Annotated in this window: 25 protein-coding genes and 1 tRNA gene; 8 read left to right on the plus strand and 18 right to left on the minus strand. The window is 68.7% G+C overall.

Annotated features, from left to right (window positions below):
• Positions 1-78 precede the first annotated feature (78 nt).
• Entirely contained in the window at positions 79-588 is a 510-nt protein-coding gene (locus tag ASC91_RS03095; protein ID WP_056191952.1) for a DUF4142 domain-containing protein, read from the minus strand.
• A 232-nt stretch (positions 589-820) separates the two neighbouring features.
• Here ASC91_RS03095 and ASC91_RS03100 point away from each other — a divergent pair, with 232 nt between their 5' ends.
• On the plus strand, positions 821-1372 hold the full coding sequence (locus tag ASC91_RS03100) for a pyridoxamine 5'-phosphate oxidase family protein (RefSeq protein ID WP_056191953.1): 552 nt from the start codon (positions 821-823) through the stop codon (positions 1370-1372).
• 65 nt (positions 1373-1437) lie between these two features.
• On the opposite strand, the gene ASC91_RS03105 is transcribed toward ASC91_RS03100, so the two are convergent.
• Positions 1438-1513: transfer RNA gene (locus ASC91_RS03105), tRNA-Arg, on the minus strand.
• Between the two features lie 140 nt (positions 1514-1653).
• Here ASC91_RS03105 and ASC91_RS03110 point away from each other — a divergent pair.
• Positions 1654-2193: a cytochrome c5 family protein gene (locus ASC91_RS03110; RefSeq protein ID WP_056192630.1), complete on the plus strand. Its 540-nt coding sequence runs from the start codon at positions 1654-1656 to the stop codon at positions 2191-2193.
• Positions 2194-2248: 55 nt separating this feature from the next.
• Here ASC91_RS03110 and ASC91_RS03115 read toward each other — a convergent pair whose 3' ends face one another.
• Genes ASC91_RS03115 through ASC91_RS03125 form a run of 3 tightly spaced genes read right to left on the minus strand, consistent with a single transcriptional unit; the run spans position 2249 to position 4280 of the window.
• Positions 2249-2764: a DUF2946 family protein gene (locus ASC91_RS03115; protein WP_056191956.1), complete on the minus strand. Its 516-nt coding sequence runs from the start codon at positions 2762-2764 to the stop codon at positions 2249-2251.
• 12 nt (positions 2765-2776) lie between these two features.
• Positions 2777-3826, minus strand: coding sequence for a YheT family hydrolase (locus ASC91_RS03120; protein ID WP_157281059.1), 1050 nt, complete (start codon positions 3824-3826; stop codon positions 2777-2779).
• A gap of 10 nt (positions 3827-3836) precedes the next feature.
• Positions 3837-4280 carry a nuclear transport factor 2 family protein gene (locus ASC91_RS03125; protein WP_056191962.1) on the minus strand — a complete coding sequence of 148 codons (444 nt, stop codon included), beginning with the start codon at positions 4278-4280 and terminating at the stop codon, positions 3837-3839.
• 67 nt (positions 4281-4347) lie between these two features.
• Between ASC91_RS03125 and ASC91_RS03130 the strand changes: the two genes are divergently transcribed.
• The gene (locus tag ASC91_RS03130; protein WP_056191965.1) at positions 4348-6303 is read left to right on the plus strand and encodes a hypothetical protein; all 1956 of its coding nucleotides are present in this window, start codon (positions 4348-4350) and stop codon (positions 6301-6303) included.
• Here ASC91_RS03130 and ASC91_RS03135 read toward each other — a convergent pair.
• The 8 genes from ASC91_RS03135 to ASC91_RS03170 all read right to left on the minus strand — a co-directional run bounded on the left by ASC91_RS03135 (position 6300) and on the right by ASC91_RS03170 (position 11980).
• Positions 6300-6515 carry a zinc-finger domain-containing protein gene (locus ASC91_RS03135; protein ID WP_056191969.1) on the minus strand — a complete coding sequence of 72 codons (216 nt, stop codon included), beginning with the start codon at positions 6513-6515 and terminating at the stop codon, positions 6300-6302. The two genes, ASC91_RS03130 and ASC91_RS03135, sit on opposite strands and share 4 nt — an antisense overlap.
• A gap of 11 nt (positions 6516-6526) precedes the next feature.
• Entirely contained in the window at positions 6527-7459 is a 933-nt protein-coding gene (locus ASC91_RS03140; RefSeq protein ID WP_056191971.1) for a branched-chain amino acid transaminase, read from the minus strand.
• A 37-nt stretch (positions 7460-7496) separates the two neighbouring features.
• Positions 7497-7874, minus strand: coding sequence for a hypothetical protein (locus ASC91_RS03145; protein WP_056191972.1), 378 nt, complete (start codon positions 7872-7874; stop codon positions 7497-7499).
• Positions 7871-8218, minus strand: a complete 348-nt coding sequence (locus ASC91_RS03150; protein WP_082532416.1) for an antibiotic biosynthesis monooxygenase — start codon at positions 8216-8218, stop codon at positions 7871-7873. The genes ASC91_RS03145 and ASC91_RS03150 overlap by 4 nt, the downstream gene beginning before the upstream one ends.
• 21 nt (positions 8219-8239) lie before the next feature.
• A complete protein-coding gene (locus ASC91_RS03155) occupies positions 8240-8656 on the minus strand; it encodes a VOC family protein (protein ID WP_056191978.1) in 417 nt (138 codons plus the stop codon).
• Between the two features lie 7 nt (positions 8657-8663).
• Positions 8664-9095, minus strand: coding sequence for a hypothetical protein (locus tag ASC91_RS03160; protein WP_056191980.1), 432 nt, complete (start codon positions 9093-9095; stop codon positions 8664-8666).
• A gap of 81 nt (positions 9096-9176) precedes the next feature.
• Positions 9177-10541, minus strand: a complete 1365-nt coding sequence (gene radA, locus ASC91_RS03165; RefSeq protein WP_056191984.1) for a DNA repair protein RadA — start codon at positions 10539-10541, stop codon at positions 9177-9179.
• A 269-nt stretch (positions 10542-10810) separates the two neighbouring features.
• Positions 10811-11980, minus strand: a complete 1170-nt coding sequence (locus ASC91_RS03170; protein ID WP_056191985.1) for an MFS transporter — start codon at positions 11978-11980, stop codon at positions 10811-10813.
• A gap of 115 nt (positions 11981-12095) precedes the next feature.
• Between ASC91_RS03170 and ASC91_RS03175 the strand changes: the two genes are divergently transcribed.
• Together ASC91_RS03175 and ASC91_RS03180 are read left to right on the plus strand one after the other, a co-directional pair.
• Positions 12096-12725: a LysE family transporter gene (locus ASC91_RS03175; protein ID WP_056192635.1), complete on the plus strand. Its 630-nt coding sequence runs from the start codon at positions 12096-12098 to the stop codon at positions 12723-12725.
• Positions 12725-13627: a DMT family transporter gene (locus tag ASC91_RS03180; RefSeq protein WP_056191988.1), complete on the plus strand. Its 903-nt coding sequence runs from the start codon at positions 12725-12727 to the stop codon at positions 13625-13627. The genes ASC91_RS03175 and ASC91_RS03180 overlap by 1 nt, the downstream gene beginning before the upstream one ends.
• Here the strand turns inward: ASC91_RS03180 and ASC91_RS03185 are convergent.
• Positions 13624-14256 (minus strand): FMN-dependent NADH-azoreductase, encoded by a 633-nt coding sequence (locus ASC91_RS03185; protein WP_056191991.1) that lies wholly within the window; start codon positions 14254-14256, stop codon positions 13624-13626. The genes ASC91_RS03180 and ASC91_RS03185 overlap by 4 nt on opposite strands.
• A gap of 2 nt (positions 14257-14258) precedes the next feature.
• Positions 14259-14576 carry a multidrug efflux SMR transporter gene (locus ASC91_RS03190; RefSeq protein ID WP_056191993.1) on the minus strand — a complete coding sequence of 106 codons (318 nt, stop codon included), beginning with the start codon at positions 14574-14576 and terminating at the stop codon, positions 14259-14261.
• 91 nt (positions 14577-14667) lie between these two features.
• Here ASC91_RS03190 and ASC91_RS03195 point away from each other — a divergent pair, with 91 nt between their 5' ends.
• Entirely contained in the window at positions 14668-15036 is a 369-nt protein-coding gene (locus ASC91_RS03195; protein ID WP_056191996.1) for a helix-turn-helix domain-containing protein, read from the plus strand.
• Here the strand turns inward: ASC91_RS03195 and tetR are convergent.
• Positions 15033-15671, minus strand: coding sequence for a tetracycline resistance transcriptional repressor TetR (gene tetR, locus ASC91_RS03200; protein ID WP_056191998.1), 639 nt, complete (start codon positions 15669-15671; stop codon positions 15033-15035). The two genes, ASC91_RS03195 and tetR, sit on opposite strands and share 4 nt — an antisense overlap.
• Before the next feature lie 30 nt (positions 15672-15701).
• Here tetR and tet point away from each other — a divergent pair, with 30 nt between their 5' ends.
• The gene (gene tet, locus ASC91_RS03205) at positions 15702-16907 is read left to right on the plus strand and encodes a Tet(A)/Tet(B)/Tet(C) family tetracycline efflux MFS transporter (RefSeq protein WP_056192001.1); all 1206 of its coding nucleotides are present in this window, start codon (positions 15702-15704) and stop codon (positions 16905-16907) included.
• A 65-nt stretch (positions 16908-16972) separates the two neighbouring features.
• The gene (locus ASC91_RS03210) at positions 16973-19144 is read left to right on the plus strand and encodes a prolyl oligopeptidase family protein (protein WP_082532369.1); all 2172 of its coding nucleotides are present in this window, start codon (positions 16973-16975) and stop codon (positions 19142-19144) included.
• On the opposite strand, the gene arfB is transcribed toward ASC91_RS03210, so the two are convergent.
• Positions 19138-19545 carry an alternative ribosome rescue aminoacyl-tRNA hydrolase ArfB gene (arfB, locus tag ASC91_RS03215; protein ID WP_056192004.1) on the minus strand — a complete coding sequence of 136 codons (408 nt, stop codon included), beginning with the start codon at positions 19543-19545 and terminating at the stop codon, positions 19138-19140. The two genes, ASC91_RS03210 and arfB, sit on opposite strands and share 7 nt — an antisense overlap.
• The gene (gene alr, locus ASC91_RS03220; RefSeq protein WP_056192008.1) at positions 19538-20638 is read right to left on the minus strand and encodes an alanine racemase; all 1101 of its coding nucleotides are present in this window, start codon (positions 20636-20638) and stop codon (positions 19538-19540) included. Before alr ends, arfB begins: the two co-directional genes overlap by 8 nt.
• Positions 20639-20681 lie beyond the last annotated feature (43 nt).

Below are 20681 nucleotides of genomic sequence, written 5' to 3' on the forward strand. Positions count from 1 at the left end.
GAGCGTCAATGCGCATCGACAGGATGTCAAAGCAGGGAGTGGCATGGGCACCTCACTCAGCAGCGGCAAATGGACGCGTTACTTCTTGGGCGCAACGCTGAGCGCCTGGGCCATCTCCAGGTGGTGCCTCAGGCCGGGCAGGGTCCTTTCGGCCCAGGCCTTGATCTCGGGGTCCTTGGCATTCTGGGCGGCGTCCTGGAAGAGCTTGATCGTGTTCTGATGGGCCTTCACGCCGAAGGTCTTGGCGTAGCGTTCGTCGAACTTGTCGTTGTCGCCGGCATCGATGAGCTTGATCTCGGCCTTCTGCTTGACGGAAGGGCCGTCGGGCAGCGTGACGTTCTTGCTGGCAGCCAGGGCCTTGAGCTCATCGGCCACCTTGGCGTGGTCGGTGATCATCGAATCGGCGAAGGACTTCACATCGGCATTCTTGGCCTTGGACTGTGCGAGCTTGCTGGCCTCGATCTCGGCCGCGCCGGCGTGAGCTGCCTCCTTCATGAAGGCCTTGTCCGAGCGGGCGTGGGCCTGGCCGGCAAAGGCGGCACTGGCAAGCATCAGGGTGACGCTCATGAATTTCTGGGCGGTGCGCATGGGGGCTCCTTGACGGGTTGAGGCGGACGGCTGAAGCCGGCATGCGCAACGGCACCACCGGACTAACGCCCAATCTAGGCGGCGGTACATGCCGACAGCGTCAGCCGAGGACGAAGCTGCTGTAGGAGAACCGGCGGCCGGCAGCTTCCGACAGCGGCGCGTGGCGCCGGCCGACAACCCGCCAGCCTCCTGCTGTCTAGGCTGCAGGATCAGTCAATGCCAAGGAGCCGACATGCACGACGACGACAGCCGCAGCTATCCATCGGACAATGACGTGAGCACCGAAGAAGACCTCAGTGGCCCGGCCGCCGCGAAGAAGATCACCGATCTCGTCAAGGCCGGCAACAGCTGCTTCTTCTGCACCCTCGGCATGGGCACGCGGCAACTGCATGCCCGACCGATGACCGTCATCGAGGTCGACGACAGCGGCGCCCTGTGGTTCTTCAGCGAGATCGACAGCCTGAAGAACATCGAACTCGACCGCGATCCGCGCGTCACGCTGTTCTTCAAGGAGGGGGACAACGGCGGCCACCTCAAGCTCGACGGCAGCGTCGAGCAGGTCACTGACAAGGCCACCATCCACCGGCTCTGGAGTCCCAAGCTGCGGGCCTGGTTCACGCAAGGCGAGGACGATCCCCGCATCTGCTTACTGCGCGTCGACGCGCTCAGCGGCGAATACTGGGACAACCGCCACGGCAGCGCCATCGCCGGCCTCAAGCTGTTGTTCGGCGCCATCACGGCCCAGCGCGTTGACGAGGGTGTGCATGGGCATCTGAAGCTCTGAGGCACCTCCCCATTCGTCGCCCAACAAAAAAGCACCTGGCATTACTGCAAGGTGCTTGAGACTTTTGGTGCGCCCGGTTGGGATCGAACCAACAACCCCTGCCTTCGGAGGGCAGTACTCTATCCATTGAGCTACGGGCGCGAAGCCGTGCATTCTAGCAGCGGGGTACCAAGGCCCCGGGGCAGCGTCGGGGCCTGCCTATAATTCGGCGGTTTTTCGTGTCGCGCACCCAGCCCGGCATGAAGCGAGACCCGACCGACGAAGATCGACAAGAGGAATTCATGAGCGCCAGCCACGATCACGACCACGACGACGCCCACACCGGGCCGATCAAGACCCCCAAGCAACTCGCCTGGGCCGTGCTGTTCGCCTTCGTGGTGCCGGTCATCGTCATCATCCTGCTGGCCAATTACGTCACCACCGACACCAAGCCGGCGGCCGGCACGGCTGCCTTCGAGGCCCAGGCCATTGCCGCGCGCATTGCGCCGGTCGCTCACGTCGAGGTCAAGGACGTCAACGACGCCGCCACCATGAAGACGGGCGAGCAGGTCTTCCAGGCCCAGTGCTCGGCCTGCCACGCCACCGGCGCCGCCGGCGCACCCAAGCTGGGCGACGCGTCGGCCTGGGGCCCGCGCATCAAGAGTGGCTTCGACACGCTGGTGCATTCGGCGCTCAAGGGCAAGGGCAATATGGGCCCGCAGGGCGGCGGCGACTTCAGCGACTTCGAAGTCTCCCGTGCCGTCGTCTACATGGCCAACCAGGGTGGCGCCAAGTTCGACGAGCCCAAGATGGCCGCGCCGGCTGCTTCGGCCGCGCAGTAAAGCTTCGGCTTGAATCCCGCCAAGGGCTGCTTCGGCAGCCCTCGTCGTTTCCGGCTCAGGCGCCAGGGCGGCGCACGAAGCCGAAGCGCTCCGGCAGCTCGCCCGACAGGAACTCCTGTGGCGTCCAGCGGCCCTGCTCGACGGCGTCGGCCGCCGGACCCATGTCGGCCGTGTGTACCAGGCCCAGACCGAGGTCGGTGAGCAGGTAGAGGCGCCCTTCCTCGTCCAGCCAGCTGGATTGCACGATGGCCTCGGCGCCGGTGTGGCTCAGCACCCGGCCATCGGGCTGCAGCCGCCAGATCCACGGCGTTGACTCCAGCTCCACATAGACCCGCTGCGGCCCGTTCTGGAAGAACCAGCAGCCAGCCGCGTCGGCCGCGTAGTTGCGCTCGATGAAGGCGCGCAGCTTGTCGTGGTTGATGCGGCTGCCTTTGACCTCGGGGAAGGGGCCGGCGTGCTGGATGCGTTCGTCGCGCATATACCAATCACCACGGGCGTCCAGCGCCAGCCAGCCGTAGCAGTGCGGGACGTTGGGCCACTTCTTGAGGGCCGCTTCGACGATGGGGTCCATGCAAGACCTCCTTCAGCGTTGCTTCCAGAGCCAGTCGCAGACCTGCTCCGGCATGGTCAGCAGATGCCCCGGCAGGCGGCCGGCGGGGAAGCCGACATGGCCGCCGTGGCCGGGCTGCCAGAGTGTCACATGGGCACCCACCTCGGCGGCGTGTGGCAGGCTGCCCCCGGGCACGAAAGGGTCGTTGCGGGCGTTCAGCACCAGGGCCGGGATGCGGATGCGGTGCAGGTGCGGTTTGGCGGCCGCGCGGGTCCAGTAGTCCTCGGTGTTCCTGAAGCCGTGCAGCGGCGCGGTGAACAGGTTGTCGAACTCGTAGATGGTCGACGCGCGCTTGAGCCGCTCGCCATCGAACAGGCCCGGATGCTGCTGCAGCTTGCGCAGGGCCTTGGGAATCATGGTGCGCAGGAAGCGGCGCGCATAGACCTGCCTGTTGAAGCCGCGGTCGATGGCCGCGCCAGCGGCGGCGAGGTCGATGGGCGAGCAGATCGAGCAGACCGCCTGGGCGACCTGGGCGGCGCTGTGGCCGGCTTCCTCCGCCCAGCGCATCAGTGCATTGCCGCCCAGGGACACGCCCGCGACGAGGAGCTTGCTGCCATGGCGCTCGCGCAGGCGCTGCAATATCCAGCCGACCTCCTCGAAGTCGCCCGAGTGGTAGGCGCGCGGGCCGCGGTTCAGTTCACCCGAGCAGCCGCGGAAGTGGGGCAGGGCCATGGCCCAACCGCGTGCGCGGGCGACGCTGGCGAAGGCGACGCTGGAGTGGCTGGTGCGGTCGCCCTCCAGGCCGTGGAACAACACCAGCAGCGGCGTCTCCGGCGGGCGCCCAAGTCGGTCGCCGGGCCGCTCCCAAGACCGACTTGGCCCCCCCGGGGGGGCGGACGCGTACTCGCGTGCGGGCGGCTCACCACCAGCCAGGAAGTCGACATCAATGAAGTCGCCGTCCGGTGTGTCCCAGCGCTCGCGCGTCCAGTTCGGCGGCGGGCCGTCGTGTTGGCGGCTGAAGAGGGCGGGCCAGATGGTCTGGGCGTGGCCGCCGGGCAGCCAGCGGGGCGCGCGGTACTGCATGCGCCGACTCCTAGTGAAGCGTGCCGGCGTCGGCGACGAGCTCCTGGACATCGCCCGCATTGCCGGGGCTGGCGTGGTGCAGCACCAGGCGCCAGCCGAGCGCCGTCTTCAGATAGACATTGGTCGCGATGACCCAAGCCTGCTGGGCCTCGCCATGCAACTGCACGCGCTCCAGCACATGGTGGATGGCGCAATCGCCGCTGTGCAGTCGGCGCACGCGCTCGGGGTGGACGCTGACCGCGCCGCGCTGGAACACCGCTTCGAAGGCGGCGCGAATGGCAGGCAGGCCGACGATGCGCGGGCCGCCCGGGTGGACGCAGGCCACTTCCTCGTCATCGGCCCACAGGGCCATCAGGTGATCCAGGTCGGCGTGCTGCAGCGCCTCGTAGAACTGGGCCTCGGTGTCGTCGGGCGAGGCAAGCAGGGCGGCGGTCTGGGCGGCGGAGCGGGGCATGGCGCGATTGTAGGAAGTCGGACGGCGCTACATTGACCCCGCCCCAACCGCTGCCTGATCCCAACCGATGTTTTCGCTGAAAGCCGTTGCGTCCCTGTTCCTTTGTCTGTTGCTGGTGGCCTGCGGTGGCGGTGGCGGTGATGCCGCGCCAGCGCCCGGGCCGGTCACCGTGCCACCCCTCGGGGCCCAATGCCTGAGCGGCTCCGTCGCGCGCCTGGCTCTGCCCGCCGCAGCCGGTGCGGGGCACAACCAGGAGCTGGCGGTGCTTGCCTGCCCCGGCTCGCGGCTGGACACGGTGCAGTGGCGCCAGACCGATGGCGCCGCGCAGGCCCTCGGTTCGGCGCGTTCGCAGGCCCTCAGCGTCGCACCGGCTGCGGCGGGCCGTTTCACGTTCAGTGTGGACTTCACCGACGCCAAGGGGGCGAGCTACAGCGGCCAAGCCGAGCTCAACGCCACGGCACCCGACGCGACGCCGATGGTGATCCGCGGCGAACCGTCGGTGTGGGCGGGCGGCCAGACGTCGTTGCGCGCCTGGGTCGAGGGGCTGGCCGTGGCCGACTACCCGCTGGCGCGCGTGCGCTGGAGCCGCGTCGACGGCCCGGACGTGAACCTGGGCGATGCAAGCCAATGGCGCGTCATCTTTACCGCGCCTGCGGTGGCCGAAGACAGCCTGCTGCGCCTGCGCGCCGAGGCCACGCTGGCCGATGGGCGCAGCCTCAGCCAGGATTTCAGCCTGCTCGTGCAGGCCTCACCGCCCGCCGTGGCGTCGCCGCTTTTCGGCGCTGGCAACCTGTCCTCGCGCGCCTACCCCTATGTGGCAGGCGGCGCACACGCGGCCGAATTGCGCGACTGCATCTACACGCCCGCCCTGACCAATGCCACGCTCTGCACGCTGGGCCGCCTGCCGCTGCTCGGCACCGAGACGCGCGGCGAGCTGCCCACCGTGGAGCAGGTGATGGCCCGCGTGCTGGTGTCCAACGACTGGATGGGCCAGCGTTTCGAGGCCTTCCTGCGCGAGCAGGACGTGAATGGCGACTTCCGCCGCTTGCTCAACGCCACCACGGCCATCGTCATCGGCGGCCGGGTGCGGCCGGCCTTCTACTGGAGCGCCACCGGCGCCATCTATCTCGATGCCGACTACCTCTGGCAGACGCCTGCCGAGCGCGACAGCGTCAGCGAAGCGCCCGACCCGCGCAGTGACTATGGGCTAGACCTCGCCTACGCGATGCTGTGGCGCTATGTGCAGGGCAATCAGTCGGCCGGTGGGCGCCCGTCCGTGCTGGCACGCGGCTCACGCGACAGCGCCGCGTTGATTCCGGCACTCGGCCGCCTGCTGTACCACGAGCTGACGCACGCCAACGACTTCCTGCCGCCCCGCGTGCACCTGCTGCTCAACAGCGGCTTGCGCGTCTACGAGGCCATTCCCGCCAACACTGCGTCCGAACAGCTGCGCACGCAACTGCCGTTCTATTCACAGGAGATGGTCGACCTGGGCCGCGTGCAGTTTTTCGGCGTGGCGTCCACGGCGGTGCAGCGCGCCTACCAGCCGGCCGACATCGTGCGTTTCTTCAGCAGCGACCGCGTCACCGACGACTACAGCTATTCCTGGCCCAGCGGCCAGAGCGTGCCGCGCGAGGATGCGGCGATGCTGGCCGAGGAGGCGCTGATGCAGCTGCGCCACGGCGTGCTGCGCGATGTCGCGGTGACGCCGCAATTCCTGAGCGGAGCGAGCGCAGACCAGGTCGTGACCTGGGGCCAGCGCGGCCGCGTGGGTGATGCCGCCATCAAGTCGCGCGTGGCGCTGGTGCTGTCCCAAACCATGCCCTGGCTGCCCGCCGGTTTCACCGACGGCCTGGCCGCACCAGTGCCACTGCGGGCCGGCCTGACCTGGGGTCAGAACCTCGACCAGGGTGCGCTGGCTCTTGGGGTCGTGAAGCCGCTGTCGGCGACGGAGCGCGCGCTGGAGGCTGATCTGGACACCCAGCGGCGCGGCAGCCGCAGGGCGGCCGCGTTGGCGCGTTAGTGTCCGCTGGAGAGGACCTCGCCGGCCTTGAGCTTGTAGGCCGTGCCGCAGTAAGGGCACTGGCCCTGGCCGCCATGGGTCAGGTCGATGAAGACCTTGGGATGCGCGCTCCACAGCGGCATCTTGGGGTTGGGGCAGAAGACCGTGCCGTTGTCGTTGCAGTCCTTGGCGGTCACTTCGACAGTGGCGGCGGGCGTGGTGGTGGTGCTCATGTTGTTTGCTCTCAGACCGCGGTCAGCCACTCGGCGTACTTGGGGTTGCGGCCGTTGACGATGTCGAAGAAGGCCGACTGGATCTTTTCGGTGATGGGACCCCGCGACCCCGAACCAATCTCGACACGGTCCAGCTCACGGATGGGCGTCACTTCAGCGGCGGTGCCGGTGAAGAAGGCCTCGTCGCAGATATAGACCTCGTCGCGGGTGATGCGCTTCTCGACCAGCTTGAGGCCCAGGTCCTGGCAGATCGCGAAGATGGTGTTGCGGGTGATGCCGTTGAGCGCGCCGGCCGACAGGTCGGGCGTGTAGACGACGCCGCCCTTGATGACGAACAGGTTCTCGCCGGCGCCTTCGGACACGAAGCCGGAGGCGTCCAGCAGCAGGGCCTCGTCGTAGCCGTCGTCGGTGGCTTCCATGTTGGCCAGGATGGAGTTGGTGTAGTTGGACACCGTCTTGGCCTGCGTCATCGTGATGTTGACGTGGTGGCGTGTGTAGGAGCTGGTCTTGACGCGGATGCCGCGCTTCATGCCTTCCTCGCCGAGGTAGGCGCCCCAGCTCCAGGCGGCCACCATCAGGTGCACCTGGTTGCCCTTGGGGCTGACGCCCAGCTTCTCGGAGCCGATCCAGATCAGCGGGCGGATGTAGGCGCTCTTCAGGCCGTTGGCCTTGACCACCTCGCGCTGGGCCTCGTTGACCTGCTCCACCGAGAAGGGGATCTTCATGCGCAGGATCTTGCCGCTGTTGAACAGGCGCTGGGTGTGCTCCTGCAGGCGGAAGATGGCGGTGCCGTTGACCGTGTCATAGGCGCGCACGCCCTCGAAGGCGCCGCAGCCGTAATGCAGGGTGTGGGTCAGCACGTGGATCTTGGCGTCGCGCCAGTCGACGAGCTCGCCGTCCATCCAGATCTTGCCGTCGCGGTCATGCAGGGGGGCGGGAACCATCGTTACTCCAGTGCGTGCGGGGTGAAAGCGGGCGATTTTACGAAGCTTGGGCTGCGCGGATCAGCCGCCACTCGACGAGCTTGCCTTTCACCAGCTTGACTTCGACGGCGTCGCCGCCGGCGTCGCGCCAGACAAAGGTCTCCGGCGCCTGCTTTTGCCCCAAGCTGCCGGCCAGGCCGATCAGGTCCACCAGCTTCATGCCGGCGTGCAGTTTGCTGTTCAGCATGACCGCATTGGCCACCGAGCCCAGCGGGGCCGCGCCGGCCACCTTCATGACCCGCATCAGCCGCGAGATCTGCAACAGCAGCCAGAAGACGATGCCCGTCGTCGCGAAGATGACGCCCTGCCAGCCGAGCAGCGCCCCGCCACCAATGAGAGCCACCAGCGCCAGGCCAACACCGATCCACGGATTCATGCTTGCGGGTCCTTCAGCCCATCGTCGCGTTGCCAGGCATAGGCGCGCTCGACCTTGGCCACGCGCAGCGTGTAGTGCTGGTACCAATCGCTGCGGCCGGTGTCGCGGGCGATCTTGTGCTCGGCGTTGCGGCGCCAGGCGGCAATGTCCTCGGGGCTGCGCCAGTAGGAGACCGTGATGCCCAGGCCATCCTCGCCGCGGGTGCTCTCCACGCCCAGATAACCCGGCTGCTCGGAAGCCAGGGCCACCATGCGGTCAGCCATGTCGCCATAGCCGCCGTCAACGGGCGTGCGCTGGCTGGTGAAGATGACGGCGTAGTAGGGGGGCTCGGGCAGTGCGCTCATGGCGCACATCCTGCCACGCCGTCAGGCCGCTAGCGGCAGGCGGGTCACCTCGACGCTGTCGGCCGAGCGTTGCGTCGGCCCATGGTAGACAGCCTCGATGTTGTTGCCGTCGGGGTCCAGCACGAAGGCGGCGTAATAGCCCGGGTGGTAATGGCGCGGCCCCGGGGTGCCGTGATCGCGGCCGCCGGCGGACAGCGTCATCGCATGGAAGCGCCGGACCTCATCCTCGCTGTGGGCCTGGAAGGCCAGATGCACATGTGACACGCGGCCATCGGCCTTGTCGACGTAGAACTCGTCGGCGTAGAAGCAGCCCTCTGCTTCGCCGAAGGCCTCGAGCCGCCCGATGGCGTCCAGCGCCGCACGGTAGAAGCGCCGGCTGGCCGCCAGGTCGCTCACGCGCAGATGCACGTGGTCGAGCAGGCGGCCGCAGTGCTCCATATCCGTCCTACTTGGTTACTTTGAGCAGCACGCAGCGCACCCATTGCCCCGATTCGAGCGCGTCCTTGTGGCCGTTCAGGAACTGTTCGGCCGTCGAGTTGCGCGCGGTGAAGCACATGCCGTGCAGGATGCCCATGCGTGGCACGGGCCGCGACCATTTGCGCTCGACGACGCCGTTGAACCAGGACACCTGCTCATCGTCGCTGTCCACGTCGGCGCGGCCCAGCAGCAGCACGACCTCGTATTTGTCCTCGGTCAGCGGCTCGGCCGCGCTGGTCAGCACCTGCAGGCCGCCGTCGCTCATGTTCAGCACCAGGCCGGCCGGCCCCTGGCTGAACTGCACCGGCTTGAAGACCCAACCGGGCAGGGAGTCGGCATCGTGCTGGGCGGCCAGGAAATCGGTGCGGGCGTGCTGCCTGAGATTGGCGGGATCTGACATGAACGGGGTCCTCCGGTGCGAGGCCCCGATCCTAAGCAGACTTTGGCGTGGCGTGCACCATGGAAACCTGTTGTCTCAGTTTCAAATGAGCCCGCGCAAGACCTCGATGGCTTGCTCCACCCGCTCGACGGCATGGATGGTCAGCCCCTCGATGGCCTTCTTGGGCGCATTCGCCTTGGGCACGACGGCGACGCTGAAGCCCAGCTTGGCGGCCTCCTTGAGGCGCTCCTGGCCGCGCGGCGCGGGGCGAACCTCGCCGGCCAGGCCGACCTCGCCAAAGGCGATGAAGCCACGCGGCAGGGCCTTGCCGCGCAGCGAACTCTGGATGGCCAGCAGCACGGCCAGGTCGGCCGCCGGCTCGCTGATGCGCACGCCGCCGACGGCGTTGACGAACACGTCCTGGTCGCCGGTGGCCACGCCCGCATGCCGGTGCAGCACGGCCAGCAGCATCGCGAGGCGGTCACGGTCCAGGCCCACCGACAACCGCCGCGGGCTGACACCGCCGCTGTCCACCAGTGCCTGCAGCTCGACCAGCAGCGGCCGCGTGCCTTCCAGCGTCACCAGCACGCAGCTGCCCGGCACGGGCTCGGCGTGGGTGGACAGGAAGATGGCGCTCGGGTTGGTGACGCCCTTGAGCCCCTTCTCCGTCATCGCGAACACGCCGATCTCGTTGACCGCGCCGAAGCGGTTCTTGATGGCGCGCACCAGGCGGAAGCTGCTGTGCGTGTCGCCCTCGAAATACAGCACCGTGTCGACGATGTGCTCCAGCACACGCGGGCCGGCCAGCGCACCTTCCTTGGTCACATGACCCACCAGCACGATGGCACAGCCGCGCGCCTTGGCCGTGCGTGTGAGCTGGGCCGCGCATTCGCGCACCTGGGCGACGGAGCCGGGCGCTGAAGAGAGCTGCTCGGAGTACAGCGTCTGGATGGAGTCGATGACGCAGAAGTCGGGCTCCTCGACGTCGATGGTGGCGAGGATGCGCTCCAGGCTGATCTCGGCCAGCACGCGCACCTTGGCGCCCGACAGGCCCAGGCGCCGCGAGCGCATCGCGACCTGGGCGCCGCTTTCCTCGCCGGTCACGTACAGGACTTTCACGGTTTGCGACAACGACTCAACCGCCTGCAGCAGCAGCGTCGACTTGCCGATGCCCGGATCGCCGCCGATCAGCACGACGCCGCCGGCGACGATGCCTCCGCCCAGCACCCGGTCCAGCTCTTCCTGGCCCGTGGGCGTGCGCTCGAAGTCGCTGGCCTCGATCTCGGAGAGCGTGGCCACCGGCTGGCTCTTGGCCAGCGACTGGTAGCGGTTCTTGACGCCGCCGGTGGGCTCGGCGATGCCCTCGGTCAGCGTGTTCCAGGCGCCGCAGTGCGGGCATTTGCCCAGCCATTTGGCGTTGGTGCCGCCGCATTCGGTGCAGGTGTAGATGCTCTTGCTTGTCGCCATCAGCGCATTGTCTTAGGGTCTGCTGACACGGTGGCAATGGGCCGCGTTGTGACCAGAAGGGTCGCGAGCAAGGCGCAAAGCGGAGCCGGGTTGGGCACCCGGCGAGCATTTGCAACGCCGCGCGCGGCCTTTCTGGTCACAACCCTTCGGGAAGACCGGCAGCCAGGGGCCACTCGGCGTTGCACCGCTTGCCCGCACATGAGTGCGGGCGGCTCGTTGCGCCTTGATTGGCCCCTGGCTGCCGGCCTTCGCGGCCCATTGCCGCCGTGTCAGCAGACCCTGGGGCGCACCCAGGCTGTCAGCAGCAGTGCGGCGGCCAGCGCGCAGCCAGCCGAGAAGCCGAAGGCGACGGTCGCCGACAGGCCCTCCCACAGCCAGCCGAACAGCAGCGAGGCCGGCAGCAGCATGGCGCCCATGACGAGGTTGAGCCAGCCGAAGGCGGTGCCGCGCTGTTCGGCCGGCGCCAGGTCGGCCAGCAACGCGCGCTCGACGCCCTCCGTCGCGGCCATGAAGATGCCGTAGAGGCCGAACAGCAGGTACAGCCGCCAGCCCGGCGCGGCCCACGCCGCCATGCCGATGTAGAAGGCGGCATAGGCGACATAGCCGGCCACCAGCAGGTGAACGCGGCCGACGCGGTCCGACAACCCGCCCAGCGGCACCGCGAACAGCGCCGCGACGCCCGACACCGCGGCCCACAGCAACGGCACCTGCGCCTCGGCGACGCCGAGCTCCTTGGCGCGCAGCAGCAGGAACATGTTGCTGGAGTTGCCCAGCGTGAACAGCGCAACGACGACGAGGTAGCGCCGCAGCGGCTGGGGCAGGCCAGCCAGCGTCCAGCTGAAGCGCGGTGGCGCGGTGGCCGGTGGCGGGGCTTCCCGCACCGCCAGCGTCAGCCCCAGGCAGAGCAGGCCGGGAATGATGGCCCACAGGAAAACCTGGCCCAGCGGCACGCCCGCACCCAGCAGCGCCCAGGCCAGCAGCGGCCCGATGACGGCGCCGGCGTTGTCCATGGCGCGGTGCAGGCCGAAGGCCAGGCCGCGCTGGCCCGGCCCGATGTTGGCAGCCAGCAGCGCGTCACGCGGCGCGGCACGCACGGCCTTGGCGATACGGTCGGTCAGGCGCAGGGCCAGCAGCATGGGCCAGCCGGTCACGAAGGCGATCAGCGGCCGTGCGATGCCGGCCAGGCCGTAGCCGGCGATGACCCAGGGTTTGCTGCGCCCGCTGCGGTCCACCATGACGCCGGCCCAGAGCTTGAGCAGGCTGGCCAGAGCCTCGGCCAGGCCCTCGATGAGGCCCAGCACCCGCGGGCCGGCCATCAGCACGCCGCTCAGATACAAGGGCACGAGGGGGTAGATCAGCTCGCTGGCGCTGTCGTTGACGAGGCTGATCAGGCCGAGCAGCCAGACGCTGCGCGGCAGCGAGAAAAGGGCCCTGAGCATCGGGGCATGTTATGTCCTGGGTGCCAGACCGCCCGAGCGCAGCGAGTAGCTCTGGCATCCACTGAGCAGGGGCGTGGGACACTCGGCGCCTTGCAGTTTCTCGATGGAGCCGGTCATGGAGTTTTCGGTCTGGTTGGCCTTTTTTGCCGCATCCTGGGCGATCAGCCTGTCCCCCGGCGCAGGTGCTGTCGCGGCGATGAGCGCGGGCCTGAGCCATGGCTTCAGGCGCGGCTATTTCATGACCTTCGGCCTCATCCTGGGCATCCTGACCCAGGTCGTCCTCGTCGGCGCCGGCCTGGGCGCGCTGATCGCGGCCTCGTCGCTGGGTTTTGCCCTCGTCAAATGGGCTGGCGTGGCCTACCTGGTCTGGCTGGGTGTGCAGCAATGGCGTGCACCGGCCAAGCCCATGGTGGCGGCGGATGACGGCGCCGTGCTGGCCACGCGCCGCCAGCTGGTGCTGCGCGGCTGGGGCATCAATGCCGTCAACCCCAAGGGCACGGTCTTCCTGCTGGCCGTCGTGCCGCAGTTCCTCGACCTGCATGCCGCGTTGGCGCCGCAATACCTCGTCATCGGCTGCACGCTGGCCTTCACCGACCTGGTCGTCATGGCCGGCTACACCGTGCTGGCCGCGCGGGTGCTGGCGGCGCTGAAGAGCGAGCACCACATCAAGGTGCTGAACCGCGTCTTCGGCTCGCTGTTCGTCGCGGCCGGTGCGTTGCTGGCGACCTTCAAGCGCGCGGCCTGATGGCGGCGGGAGACAAGCCCGGCCGCCTGCCCACCTGGTTCCTCTTCCTGGCCCCGGTCGCGATCTGGGCCAGCACCTGGCACGTCATCCTGTACCAGCTCGCGTCGACAGTGCCGGCGCTGACGTCGGTGGGCTGGCGCTTCGCGCTGTCGGCGCTGATGCTCGCCGGGCTGGCGCGCTGGCAGGGCGTGTCGCTGAAGCTGCCGCGCTATGCCCACGGCTACATGCTGGGCACCGGCGTCATCCAGTACGCCGGCAACTATTGGGCGGTCTACGAAGCTGAGCGCCTGGTGCCCAGCGGCCTCGTCGCCGTGCTTTTCTGCCTGATGGTGTTCATGAACGCGCTGGTGGCCTGGCTGCTGTGGCGCCAGCCGGTGAGCCGACGCTTCCTCATTGCATCCAGCGGCGCCGTGCTGGGCGTGGCGCTGATCTTCTGGCCCGAACTCGCGTCTACCGGCGCGCGGCCGAATGCGGCCCTGGGGCTGGGCCTGAGCTTCTTCGCCGTCGTGGTGGCGGTCATCGGTGGCTTCTTCACCTTGGTGTTGACGCGCCGCGGCCTGCCGCTGGTGCCGGTGCTGGCCTGGAGCATGGGCTATGGCGCGGCCTTCCTGCTGGGGATGTCGCTGGCGCTGGGCCACGGCCTGCCCTTCGACGGCGCCTGGACCTATGTCGGCAGCCTCGTCTACCTGGCCGCCTTTGGCTCGGTCATCGCCTTCACGCTGTACTACAAGCTCGCCGAGCGCCGCGGCCCGGCGCAGGCGGCGCTCATCGGCGTGCTGGTGCCCGTCATCGCGCTGATCGTGTCGGCCGTGCTGGAGGGCTGGCAGGCGACGCCGCTGGCGGTGGGCGGCATGGTGCTGTGCCTGGCCAGCCTGTTCGTCGCGACGCGGCCGCAGCGCTAAATGCGCTCGGCCGCCGCTTCGGCCTGGGCGCGCCGTGCCTGCTTCAGCGCGGCCAGCGAGGTGGGGTCGGTCAGCGTGGGTGCGATGACGATCTCCTGCGCCACCTTGATGCCCAGGAAGCCGAGCCAGGCGCGCATCGCGGCCTTTTGCGTGTCCAGGTGACCCTGGGCCGAGTGGCCCTCGCTGCCATAGTCGCTCGCGCTGCTGTAGACCAGCACGGCGCGCTTGCCCGACAGCAACGGCCGGTAGCCGGTGTCACGCTGCCAGGCCCAGTTCTGGCCCGGCAGCGTGACCACGTCGATGTAGTGCTTGAGGCGGTAGGGCAGGCCCAGGTTCCACATCGGCAGGTTGATGACGTAGTGGTCGGCCCGGTTGAAGGCTTCGGCCAGCGCGACGGCGCGCGCCCAGTGGCGGCGCTGGTCGTGGGTCGCCTGCTGGCTGCGCAGCACGGCGAACTTGGCCGCGATCATGTCGGCGTCGAATTCGGGCAGCGCGAGCTGCCAGACGTCGGCAACCTCGACCTGGGCGTCGGCACGGACGGCGCGGTAGCGGGCGACGAAGGCCTCGGCGATCTCGCGCGATGTGGAGGCCGGATTCGGCGAGCCCTGGATGTGCAGCAGCCGGCTCATCTTCAGCCCTCCAGCCAGCGCAGGCCGGCGATGCCGGCCACGATGAGGGCCATGCAGCCCAGCCGTGCGGGCGAGGCGCTGTCGCCGTGCACCCAGACGCCCAGCAGCGCCACGCCAACGGCGCCGATGCCGGTCCAGACCGCATAGGCCGTGCCGGTCGGCAGGCTTTTGAGCGACTGCGTCAGCAGCACGATGGACAGCAGCGCGGCGAGCACGCCGGCCGCGCCTGGCAGCGGCCGGCGCCAGCCGTCGGACGCCTTCAACGCCGCGGCCATGGCGATCTCGACCAGACCGGCACTCACCAACAGAAACCAAGCCATGGGGTCTCTCCAAGTTGCAATGGGCTCACTGTGGGAGGCCAGGCACAGAATCGGAAGTACGCACCTTTTGGTAACCAGGGAAATCCAGACGATGGCCGACACATCAACCGGCAATGTGCTCAGCGCCAACTGCCCCTCGCGTGCCGCACTTGAGGTGGTGGGCAGCAAATGGGCGCTGCTGATCGTGCCGCTGCTGGCCCGGCAGCCGCTGCGCAACAACGAGCTGCTGCGCCAGGTGGGCGGCATCTCGCAGAAGATGATGACGCAGACGTTGCGCGAACTGGAGCGCCACGGCCTGGTGCAGCGCACCGACCATCAGACCGTGCCGCCGCACGTCGACTACCAGTTGACCGAACTGGGCCGGTCGCTGAGCGAGGCGCTGGTGGTGGTGGACCGCTGGGCCGAACGGCACTACCCCGCCGTAGCATCGGCGCGCATGGCGTTCGACCGCCGGCGCTAGCCCTTCAGCTGCGCCTGTGCGCCGTCGATCAGCAGGCGCAAGGCGCGGTCGAACAGGCTGTCGGGGTCGCCGCCCAGCGTCTGCGCCCAGCCGGCGGCCAGCAGCGGGTATTGCACCGCGTCGGGCCCGCTCAGCATCGACGAGGGCGGCGCATCGGGCGCTTGCGCGGACTGCTCCTCCAGCACCCAGCCGACGACGAAGCGCCCCACCGACATCATCAGCCGGGTGGCCTGCCCCGGCTCGAAGCCGGCATCGCACAGCAGGCGCAGGCGGGCCTCGATGGAATCGAAGTGCAAGGGGCTCGGCCGTGTGCCGGCATGCAGGCGCGCGCCGTCGCGGTAGGCCAGCAGCGCGCGGCGAAAGCTGTGGCCGTTGGCCATCAGCCAGTCCTGCCAGTGCTGGCCGAGCGTTGGCTCGGCCTGGGGGTGGTTCTCCAGCACGACGGCCTCGGACATTGCGTCCAGCAGCGCCGCCTTGCTCTTGAAGTGCCAGTACAGCGTCGGCGACTGCACGCCCAGGCGTTCGGCCAGCTTGCGGGTGCTCAAGGCGTCGATGCCGACTTCGTTGAGCAGCGCGAGCGCGGCGCGCAGCACGTCGTCGCGATTCAGTCGGCTGGAGCGTTCGGTGGCATTCATCCCTATCAATGATAGAGAAGTTCGTGCAAAATGTTCTCTATCGACGATAGAGAGGCATTCGTGAATCGAGCCCTGACCGTCATCCTGATGACGCTGCTGCTGGACGCCGTGGGCATGAGCCTGGTGTTCCCCATCCTGCCCGGCCTGCTGCGCGAGCTGGCCGGCGCCGAGGCCACGACCCACCACTACGGCGCCCTGCTGGCCGTCTACGCGGCGATGCAGTTCCTGTTTTCCCCGGTGCTGGGTGCGCTGAGCGACCGTTTCGGTCGCCGGCCGGTGTTGCTGGCCTCGCTGGGCGGCGCCGCGGCGGACTATGTGCTGATGGCGTTGGCGCCCAACCTGGCCTGGCTCTATGTCGGGCGGGTGCTGTCCGGCATCACCGGCGCCAGCATGGCCGTGGGCACGGCCTACATCACCGATGTGACGCCCGAGGCCGACCGCGCCAGGCGCTACGGCCAGATGGGCGCGGCCATGGGCCTGGGCTTTGTCGTCGGGCCGCTGATCGGTGGTGCTTTAGGCGAGTGGTCGCTGCGAGCGCCCTTCGTCGCCGCGGCCGTCATGAATGCCTTGAACCTGGGGATGGCCTGGTTCGCCCTGCCCGAATCCAACCAGAACCGCACGGCCCGGCTGGACGCCAGCAAGTTCAACGCCTTCTCGGCACTGCATCGCCTGGAGGGCAAGCGGCCCTTGCTGCCGCTGGTGGGGGTCTTTGCCGTCGTCGCGCTGGTGTCGCAGGTGCCGGCGGCGCTGTGGATCCTGTACGGCCAGGACCGCTACGGCTGGACTGCCTGGGTGGCGGGCCTGTCGTTGGCCTGCTATGGCGGCCTGCATGCCATCTCGCAGGCCTTTGTCACCGGGCCGATGGTGGCCAGGCTCGGCGAGAAGCGCGCGCTGCTGGCCGGCATGGCGGCGGACGGCCTGGGTTTTGTCGGCATGGGTGTGGCGGTGGCGGGCTGGATGCCGTTTGCGCTGCTGCCGCTGTTCGCCATCGGCGGGCTGGCCCTGCCGGCGCTGCAGGCCATGCTGGCGCGGCAGGTGGACGAGCAGCGCCAGGGCGGGTTGCAGGGCACGCTGGCCAGCCTGACCAGCCTGATCGGCATCGGCGGGCCGCTGGTGGTCACGGCCGGCTTTGCGGCGACGCAGGGCGCCTGGCCGGGCTGCGTCTGGGTGATCGCCGCGGTGCTGTATCTGATCGCGCTGCCCATGCTGTTCAGTCGCCGCGCTCGCACCGCGTAACAACCAGCCGTTCCCCACCACTCGGCAAGGGCGTTACGCTGGCGCGCTCTTCACGGGGAGAACAGATGGCCTGGCAATTCGCTCTGACGCGCCTGTGCGGCGCTTTTGCCCTCGCGGGTGCCGCGCTGCTGGCCCATGCCGCCGACCCGGGCGCGCCGCCGACGCCGGTGACGCCGGTCACCGACCGCTACGGCGACGTCAGCGTCAGGGACCCCTACCGCTGGCTGGAGAAAGCCAGCGACCCCAAGGTGAAGCAGTGGAGCGCTGCGCAAGACAAGCGCACGCGCGCCTATTTCGGCAAGCTGCCGGCGCGCCAGCCGATGTTCGACTGGCTGATGAAGCAGGCCACGGCCAGCTCCAGCGCCTATTACGACCTGCACGCCACGCCGGGCCAGCTGTTCGCGCTATACAACCAGCCGCCCAGGCAGCAGCCCATGCTGGCCGTGCTGGGCCAGGACGCCGACCCCGCCAAGGCCCGCGTGGTGCTGGACCCGAACACGCTCAACCCCAAAGGCACGACGGCCATCGACTGGTATGTGCCGTCGCCCACGGGCAAGCTGGTGGCGGTGTCGATGTCGGAGAACGGCAGCGAGGACGGCTCGCTGCACATCGTCGACGTGGCCACGGGCAAGGATGTCGACAAGGTCATTCCCAACGTCCAGTACCCCACCGGCGGCGGCAGCCTGGCCTGGCGCGAGGATGGCTCCGGCTTCTGGTACACGCGCTACCCCGGCGCCAAGGAACCGGCCGAGCGCCAGCACTTCTACCAGCAGATCTACTACCACCGCGTCGGCGACGATCCGGCCAAGGACGTCTATGTGCTGGGCAAGGACTTCCCGCGCGTCGCCGAAATCGCACTGGACGCCCGGCCCGGCGCGCCTGGCGTCATCGCCTCGGTCGCCAATGGCGATGGCGGCGAGTTCGCCCACTACCTGATCGCCAGGGATGGAGGCATCCGCCAGGTCACACGCTTCGAGGACAAGGTCGTCGCCGCAGCCCTAGGACCGGACGGGCTCTATCTCATCTCCCGCCAGGACGCGCCGCGCGGCAAGCTGCTCAAGCTGGCGCTGGACGACCTGACGTTAGCCAAGGCGCAGACCATCGTGCCCGAGTCCGATGCCGCGCTGGAGCCCGGCGGCGAGTTCGGCGCGGGCAACATCACCCTCACCAGGAACGCCATCTACCTGCGTGAGATCGTCGGCGGGCCGTCGCGCGTGGCCATCTACGGCCTGGACGGCAAGCCTCGCGGGCAGCTGCAGCTGCCCGAGGTGGCGACCGTGGACGAGATGACCGTGATGGACGACGGCAGCCTGCTCGTCGCGGTGAAGACCTATCTCGAGCCGCCGCAGTTCATGCGCGTCGACGCCGACAGCGGCAGGAGCAAGCCCACGGCGCTGCGCCAGACCAGCCCGGTGTCCTTCGGCGACGTGGAGGTCGTGCGTGAGTTCGCGACAAGCAAGGACGGCACCCGCATCCCCCTCAACATCGTGCGCAGGAAGGGGCTGAAGCTGGATGGCAGCGCGCCGCTGCTGCTCAACGGCTATGGTGGCTACAACGTCAGCCTGGTGCCGCGCTTCCTGGGTGCGGCGACAAGGCTGTGGCTGGACGCCGGCGGCGTCTACGTCATCGCCAACCTGCGCGGCGGCGGTGAGTTCGGCGAGACCTGGCATACCCAGGGCGCGTTGACGAACAAGCAGAACGTTTTTGACGACTTCGCCGCCTCGGCCCAATACCTGGTCGACAAGGGCTACACCTCAAAGGAACGCATGGCGGCGATAGGCGGCAGCAACGGCGGGCTGCTGATGGGGGCGGTCTTCACCCAGCACCCGGAGCTGTTCCGCGCCGTCGTCTCGACGGTGGGCATCTACGACATGCTGCGCGTGGAGTTGGACCCGAACGGCGCATTCAACGTCACCGAATTCGGCACGGTGAAGAACCCTGAGCAATTCCAGGCGCTGTACGCCTACTCGCCCTATCACCACGTGAATGGCGGTGCGAAGTACCCGGCCATCTTCATGGCCACCGGCGAGACGGACGGGCGCGTCAACCCGATGCACTCGCGCAAGATGGTTGCGCGCCTGCAGGCGGCAACCGGCTCCGGCCGGCCGGTGCTGCTGAGCATCAACGCCCACGCCGGCCATGGCATGGGCAGCTCGCTGTCCATCCGCGTGAACCAGATGGCGGACATCTACGCCTTCCTGTTCGACCAGCTGGGTATGACGTCCCCGCTTCAGTAATCCTTGCTGCGCCGCCCGGCCTTGATGTCGCTGCGCTTGGACTTGCCTTCCAGCCGGCGCTGCTTGGAGCCATAGGTCGGCTTGGTCGCGCGGCGCGCCTTGGGCACGTGGGCGGCGGCCTGCACCAGCTCGATCAACCGCGCGACGGCGTCCGCCCGGTTGCGTTCCAGGCTGCGCGAGTCCTGGGCCTTGATGACGACGACGCCCTCCGAGGTGATGCGCTGGTCGGCCCAGTTCAGCAGCCGCGCCTTGACGGCCTCGGGCAGGCTGGAGGTGTGGATGTCAAAGCGCAGATGGACGGCGTTGCTGACCTTGTTGACGTTCTGGCCGCCGGGGCCGCTGGCGCGGATGGCGTCGAACTCGAGTTCGTCCGGGCGCGGGGTCCAGTGGATGTCAGGCATTTCGAATTGGCACGCGCGGCGCGACGGCGCACATCAGCTCGTAGCCGATGGTGCCGGCCGCCTGAGCCACCTCGTCGATGGGCAGGCGTGATCCATGCGGGCCTTCGCCCCACAGCGTCACCTCGCTGCCAAAGCCGCTGGCCGGCAAATCGCTGAGGTCCACCGCCAGCATGTCCATCGACACCCGGCCCAGCGTGCGCGTGCGCTTGCCATCCACCAGCACCGGTGTGCCGGTGGGCGCGTGGCGCGGATAGCCGTCGGCATAGCCGCAGGCGACGATGCCTGCGCGCGTGACCTGCTCGGCCGTGAAGGCGCTGCCGTAGCCGATGGTGTCGCCGGGCTGCAGCTGCTGCACGCCGATGATCTTTGAGCGCAGCGTCATCGCCGGCCGCAGGTCCCAGTGGGCGGCGTCGTGCTCGGGGAAATCGGGCACGCCGCCATAGCTCATGATGCCGGCGCGCACCCAGTCATTGGCCGTGCGCTCGGGGTGGCGCAGCGTGGCCGCGCTGTTGGCAACGGTGCGCTCGCCGGCCAGGCCCTCGGTGACTGCGTCGAAGGCGGCCAACTGGTGGGCGATGCCGTCAACGCCTTGGCGCAGGGCGTCGGCATCCGAGAAATGAGTCATCAACCCGATCTCGTCGACCTGGGGCAGGGCCTCCAGCCGCGCGTAGGCGGCGCGAAACGCGGCTGGCGTGAAGCCCAGACGGTTCATGCCGGAGTTCAATTTGAGGAAGACGCGGTGTGGCTCGTGCGTCTTGTGCATGGCCAGCCAGTCAATCTGCTGCTCGCAGTGCACGGCATGCCACAGCTTCAGGCGCGAGCACAGCTCCAGGTCGCGCGGCTCGAACACGCCTTCCAGCAGCAGGATGGGGCCGCGCCAGTCCAGCGCGCGCAGCCGCTCGGCCTCGGCCAGGTCGAGCAGCGCGAAGCCGTCTGCGGCACGCAGGCCTGGATAAGCGCGCTCGATGCCGTGACCATAGGCATTGGCCTTGACGACGGCCCAGACTCGGGCATTGGGGGCTTGAGCGCGCGCGCGACCCAGGTTGTGAGCGAGCGCTTCGGTATGAATCAGGGCTTCAATCGGGCGGGGCATGGCCGGATTTTGCGCCCGGGTTTGGGGCGCCGCTGCCGAACTA

The organism is Pelomonas sp. Root1237 (assembly GCF_001425055.1).
Lineage (GTDB): Bacteria > Pseudomonadota > Gammaproteobacteria > Burkholderiales > Burkholderiaceae_C > Pelomonas.

Coding starts and splice junctions, on each gene's coding strand:
- ASC91_RS03095 (WP_056191952.1), bottom strand. CDS start 588: ATGCGCACCGCCCAGAAATTCATGAGCGTCACCCTGATGCTTGCCAGT.
- ASC91_RS03100 (WP_056191953.1), top strand. CDS start 821: ATGCACGACGACGACAGCCGCAGCTATCCATCGGACAATGACGTGAGC.
- ASC91_RS03110 (WP_056192630.1), top strand. CDS start 1,654: ATGAGCGCCAGCCACGATCACGACCACGACGACGCCCACACCGGGCCG.
- ASC91_RS03115 (WP_056191956.1), bottom strand. CDS start 2,764: ATGGACCCCATCGTCGAAGCGGCCCTCAAGAAGTGGCCCAACGTCCCG.
- ASC91_RS03120 (WP_157281059.1), bottom strand. CDS start 3,826: ATGCAGTACCGCGCGCCCCGCTGGCTGCCCGGCGGCCACGCCCAGACC.
- ASC91_RS03125 (WP_056191962.1), bottom strand. CDS start 4,280: ATGCCCCGCTCCGCCGCCCAGACCGCCGCCCTGCTTGCCTCGCCCGAC.
- ASC91_RS03130 (WP_056191965.1), top strand. CDS start 4,348: ATGTTTTCGCTGAAAGCCGTTGCGTCCCTGTTCCTTTGTCTGTTGCTG.
- ASC91_RS03135 (WP_056191969.1), bottom strand. CDS start 6,515: ATGAGCACCACCACCACGCCCGCCGCCACTGTCGAAGTGACCGCCAAG.
- ASC91_RS03140 (WP_056191971.1), bottom strand. CDS start 7,459: ATGGTTCCCGCCCCCCTGCATGACCGCGACGGCAAGATCTGGATGGAC.
- ASC91_RS03145 (WP_056191972.1), bottom strand. CDS start 7,874: ATGAATCCGTGGATCGGTGTTGGCCTGGCGCTGGTGGCTCTCATTGGT.
- ASC91_RS03150 (WP_082532416.1), bottom strand. CDS start 8,218: ATGAGCGCACTGCCCGAGCCCCCCTACTACGCCGTCATCTTCACCAGC.
- ASC91_RS03155 (WP_056191978.1), bottom strand. CDS start 8,656: ATGGAGCACTGCGGCCGCCTGCTCGACCACGTGCATCTGCGCGTGAGC.
- ASC91_RS03160 (WP_056191980.1), bottom strand. CDS start 9,095: ATGTCAGATCCCGCCAATCTCAGGCAGCACGCCCGCACCGATTTCCTG.
- radA (WP_056191984.1), bottom strand. CDS start 10,541: ATGGCGACAAGCAAGAGCATCTACACCTGCACCGAATGCGGCGGCACC.
- ASC91_RS03170 (WP_056191985.1), bottom strand. CDS start 11,980: ATGCTCAGGGCCCTTTTCTCGCTGCCGCGCAGCGTCTGGCTGCTCGGC.
- ASC91_RS03175 (WP_056192635.1), top strand. CDS start 12,096: ATGGAGTTTTCGGTCTGGTTGGCCTTTTTTGCCGCATCCTGGGCGATC.
- ASC91_RS03180 (WP_056191988.1), top strand. CDS start 12,725: ATGGCGGCGGGAGACAAGCCCGGCCGCCTGCCCACCTGGTTCCTCTTC.
- ASC91_RS03185 (WP_056191991.1), bottom strand. CDS start 14,256: ATGAGCCGGCTGCTGCACATCCAGGGCTCGCCGAATCCGGCCTCCACA.
- ASC91_RS03190 (WP_056191993.1), bottom strand. CDS start 14,576: ATGGCTTGGTTTCTGTTGGTGAGTGCCGGTCTGGTCGAGATCGCCATG.
- ASC91_RS03195 (WP_056191996.1), top strand. CDS start 14,668: ATGGCCGACACATCAACCGGCAATGTGCTCAGCGCCAACTGCCCCTCG.
- tetR (WP_056191998.1), bottom strand. CDS start 15,671: ATGAATGCCACCGAACGCTCCAGCCGACTGAATCGCGACGACGTGCTG.
- tet (WP_056192001.1), top strand. CDS start 15,702: ATGTTCTCTATCGACGATAGAGAGGCATTCGTGAATCGAGCCCTGACC.
- ASC91_RS03210 (WP_082532369.1), top strand. CDS start 16,973: ATGGCCTGGCAATTCGCTCTGACGCGCCTGTGCGGCGCTTTTGCCCTC.
- arfB (WP_056192004.1), bottom strand. CDS start 19,545: ATGCCTGACATCCACTGGACCCCGCGCCCGGACGAACTCGAGTTCGAC.
- alr (WP_056192008.1), bottom strand. CDS start 20,638: ATGCCCCGCCCGATTGAAGCCCTGATTCATACCGAAGCGCTCGCTCAC.